Source organism: Clostridium sp. K04, assembly GCF_019734375.1.
In the GTDB taxonomy this organism is placed as follows: domain Bacteria; phylum Bacillota; class Clostridia; order Clostridiales; family Clostridiaceae; genus Clostridium; species Clostridium saudiense.
This window is the reverse complement of the sequence record NZ_JAASHD010000024.1, coordinates 57,934-61,780: the sequence shown is the minus strand read 5'-3', so window position 1 is coordinate 61,780 and position 3,847 is coordinate 57,934. Positions and strand designations below refer to the sequence as shown.

The window sequence follows — 3,847 nt, the reverse complement described above, 5'->3', positions numbered from 1 at the left end:
AAAAGGGGCTGTATCATATTGAATTTATAAATTCAATATAGATACGGCCTATTTTAATATTTTTTATTATTATTCATATTTTTTTGTGCATATATTTCCATTTTATTTATTTAAAGATACAACAAAAAGAAGGTCAATACTGACTTTCTATAATATTCCTATTTTGTTTTATTTACGCAACATCCGTTTCGTGTAACAACTTTCCGTTACGTTTTTGCATAGTTTTATTATGAAGTTTGTTAACATTATAAGCAAATGCCATCAATAATACTTCAATTCTAACTTTTATATTTCCACGCATTAAAAATCTTCTGAAACCATAATCTTGCTTAATTACTCCAAATGCTCCCTCGACCTGAATAGATCTATTAACTCTTAATAATATACCTTCTTTAGTTGATATATTTTCTATTGAATCTTTTCTAAGCCTTACGAAATTTTTTGATACATATAATAGCTTATTACCTTTTGCCTTTGTACACTTACTTTTATATTCACAACCTAAACAGCTTTCGCTTTCGTATATATGAACTATAGATTTAAAATTTGATTTAGAAGTTTTATTTCTTGTTCCTTTATTAAAAAGCTTCTTACCAGCTGCACAAATATAGTAATCTTCTTCCTCATTATATTGCATATTTTCTCTTTTACTTATATCATTTTTAAACTTTTTAGTTTTTGATTTTTCATATGTTTGTGGCTTAATAAATGCCATTTGATTATTATTTTCTAAATAAGTATAATTTTCTTCGCTTTCATATCCTGAATCAGCAACTATAGCTTCATATTTTTGTCCCAAGTTCTTTTCAAGCTTTTCTAAGAATGGAATAAAAGTAAGTTGATCAGATCTTTCACTTGAAATATCAACTCCAACTATATATTCACCTTCTACTCCTATTTGTACATTATATCCAGGTTTGAGTTGACCATTTTTCATATGATCTTCTTTCATATGCATGAAGGTTGCATCATGATCAGTTTTTGAAAAACTATTTCGACCATTGAAAATGCTATTATAGTCATCATATCTGGTTTGTTTTTCTATAAAATCAATAAGAGCTTCTACATATTTCTGAAGTTTGCTTTTTCTACGTCCTTTTCCATAAACAAAATTTACACCTTGATTTTCTTTTATTTCTAATAATTTTTCATTTATAAATATTGCATCTTCAACCTCGATTTTAGAATCAGAAATTTCTATAGTTATATTGAAAACATCAGATATTTCCATTACTATTTTTTTCAATTTTTTTTGAAGCTTTTCTTCAAGAATATCCGTAGTTTTCTTCCATACAAAAGTATATCTGTTAGCATCCGCTTCGATTTTTGTTCCATCAACAAATAAGTTTTTAAACTCTATTTCATTCCTTTTTTCTAATTCTATAACAAATTGATAAAATAAATCTTCTACACAGCTTTCTAATCTTTTACTTCTAAATCTAGCAATTGTATTATGGCTCGGAGCCTTTTGCCCCTGCAAAAGCCATATGAAATTAAGATCTCTTTTACATGCCTTTTCAAGTTTACGGCTTGAGTATATTCCCTCCATATAACCATAAGCTAATATTCTAAATAATGTTTCAGGTAAGATTACAGAATTTCTACCAATAGTAGAGTATGCTTTGTATAATTGTGAATAATCTAGTCCCTCCGTTACTTCATATAGTGTTCTTACTGAATCATTTTTTGGTATAATAATTTCTAAATTAATTGGGAAAACTACTTGATGAATATGTATAATATTTTTGCTTTTTAAATTATTAGTATTCATAAAAATATTATACACAAAAAGGAGGATTCAAATTCGAATCCTCCTTTTCTTATCGGCTAGTATCAAAATTTATTTTGATACAGCCCCTTATTTTTTATTTTTTTACATATATATCAAAAGTCATCATAAGATATAAAATCTTGGGGTGTATTGGAGAATTCATAAATGAAATAAATTACTCCAATAATTGTCGGGATGAGCCATAGTGATAATAAAATAAATCTCATAAATGAATCCTCCTTTGGAAGTAAATAAAAGTATTGAAATCTATAATTAAATTTTATCACAGTAAACATTTACATAATAGTCTATAATTTGACAAGAATTTTTGGTATAATAGATATTGTTGTTAAATTTTATATTTAAAATTTTATTTAATGAGTGAATATACTATAATAATTAGATAATAAAAAGTGTTCCTCGGGAACACTTTTTTATTGTATTATATAGATTACTGATATATTCTCTAAGTAAAAAAAGAAGGGGGTGAAATTATGGGAAAAAGATTAAGCAGCTCTAACGGAGCTGGAAAAAAGGTTATAGATAATTGGAACTTATTTACCTTTAATTTAAAAAAGAAAGATGAAACTAGTTATATATTTGATGTTAACTTTGATGGAACAGAAGGGATATGTACAATAGGGCTTAATGATATGAACGAGATTGAAAGAGTAGGATTAAATATGGAAAATTTTCAAAAAAGCCTTCTTGAATATAATGATCCTTCATTAATAAGTTTAGCTGAACGTATTATGTATGAATTAAAAACAAAATAAAATTCAAAGAAGTCCTGTTAAGGACTTCTTACTTTTTAGCATTTTTAGACTAATAATTTGAAATCAATCCAATCACCAAACATATTACTTATATCGGCTATAGCTTCATTAATAGAATTATATTTCCAGCTTCTTTCGTTTTTAAAATTTATATACCACCAGTTACCTTTATAATATTCAACTTCAATGAATACAAGTTTATTTTTTATAGAATTTTTTGCTCTAAATTCACAAATTTTTTTCCTCATAATATTACCTTCCTTAATTATCCTTAATCTCTCCAATATTTTTTCTTATATTTATGAAGTCCTTCAAAAGTCATTGTTTCATTTACTTTATCGCAATATTCTTTGTATGTTATAATTACATATATACTCATTGTCATTCTCCTTTACTTTAGGCAAACAATGAGTTATAATCTTATTGTGAGTAAGGGTGTAACTTCATTGTTATGCCTTTTTTTTATTTATTTGATAAATTACTTCTGTCAGTATTTTCACCTATAAAACAAATACCTTTATATATCCAATTACTATTTTCTTTATTGAATGTTATATATATACCTTTATATTTATTAGTTTTATCATCTAAAATATGGTCATAAGCTTCTCCACCTTGTAATGTATAGCTAGTATCTATTTTAGGAGGTAAAACATTTCTAAAGTGTTCTATTATCTCATTATCAACAATATCATTAATATCTAAATATTCTGTTATCTCTCCTTTCCAATCTTTATATGTTTTTATTTTTTTCAAATTAAATATTTTATGAATGGCTTTTTCAAAGAGATTAAACACTTTAATAAGTAATGGACTATCTAATTCTAAATCGTCCCAATTTCCATATTTAATAGTATCGCCCCCAAGCATAGTTATTGTTTTATCTTTCCATAAAATAAATTCTAGCGTTGTTTGTGAATCATATAAAACCGCTCCCTTTCCACTTTGACTATCATAGGCAACTACTGACAGTAAATTATTAACTTCTTGAACCTTTTTTCTCAATTCTAAAAATTCTAAACTCATAATAAACTCAATCCTTTCATTTTATAATTTACACTCTCGGTTAAATCCCCTCGTGTTGTTGTTTTTTTGTTGAGCCTAAGACTACATATTGAAGTGAGTTGTAAAGGAAAATGAAGTAAAAAATTTTGGCTGCTAACTACAGATCTAGTTGGCCGACAAAAATTTTTATGGAATGGCTTTACTACTTGAACGGAAATATGATAGGCTGGTGCATCAAAAAAACAAGATAAAAAAAGAAGTCCCTAAAGGACTTCTTACCTATTTGGATGCACTC

General features: G+C 26.4%; 4 protein-coding genes. 1 reads left to right on the top strand and 3 read right to left on the bottom strand.

The features are described 5' to 3' along the window. Positions 1 to 172 precede the first annotated feature (172 nt). Positions 173 to 1,771: an IS1182 family transposase gene (locus tag HCG70_RS11245; RefSeq protein WP_221697774.1), complete on the bottom strand. Its 1,599-nt coding sequence runs from the start codon at positions 1,769 to 1,771 to the stop codon at positions 173 to 175. A 494-nt stretch (positions 1,772 to 2,265) separates the two neighbouring features. Between HCG70_RS11245 and HCG70_RS11240 the strand changes: the two genes are divergently transcribed. After that, positions 2,266 to 2,547, top strand: a complete 282-nt coding sequence (locus tag HCG70_RS11240; protein WP_055291707.1) for a hypothetical protein — start codon at positions 2,266 to 2,268, stop codon at positions 2,545 to 2,547. Between the two features lie 44 nt (positions 2,548 to 2,591). Here HCG70_RS11240 and HCG70_RS11235 read toward each other — a convergent pair whose 3' ends face one another. Continuing rightward, positions 2,592 to 2,795 (bottom strand): hypothetical protein, encoded by a 204-nt coding sequence (locus HCG70_RS11235; protein ID WP_055291708.1) that lies wholly within the window; start codon positions 2,793 to 2,795, stop codon positions 2,592 to 2,594. Between the two features lie 214 nt (positions 2,796 to 3,009). Next, on the bottom strand, positions 3,010 to 3,573 hold the full coding sequence (locus HCG70_RS11230; protein WP_221697773.1) for a hypothetical protein: 564 nt from the start codon (positions 3,571 to 3,573) through the stop codon (positions 3,010 to 3,012). Positions 3,574 to 3,847 lie beyond the last annotated feature (274 nt).

Bases quoted from the DNA above. Each gene is read 5' to 3' on its own strand.
- HCG70_RS11245 (WP_221697774.1), bottom strand. From the start codon at position 1,771: ATGAATACTAATAATTTAAAAAGCAAAAATATTATACATATTCATCAA.
- HCG70_RS11240 (WP_055291707.1), top strand. From the start codon at position 2,266: ATGGGAAAAAGATTAAGCAGCTCTAACGGAGCTGGAAAAAAGGTTATA.
- HCG70_RS11235 (WP_055291708.1), bottom strand. From the start codon at position 2,795: ATGAGGAAAAAAATTTGTGAATTTAGAGCAAAAAATTCTATAAAAAAT.
- HCG70_RS11230 (WP_221697773.1), bottom strand. From the start codon at position 3,573: ATGAGTTTAGAATTTTTAGAATTGAGAAAAAAGGTTCAAGAAGTTAAT.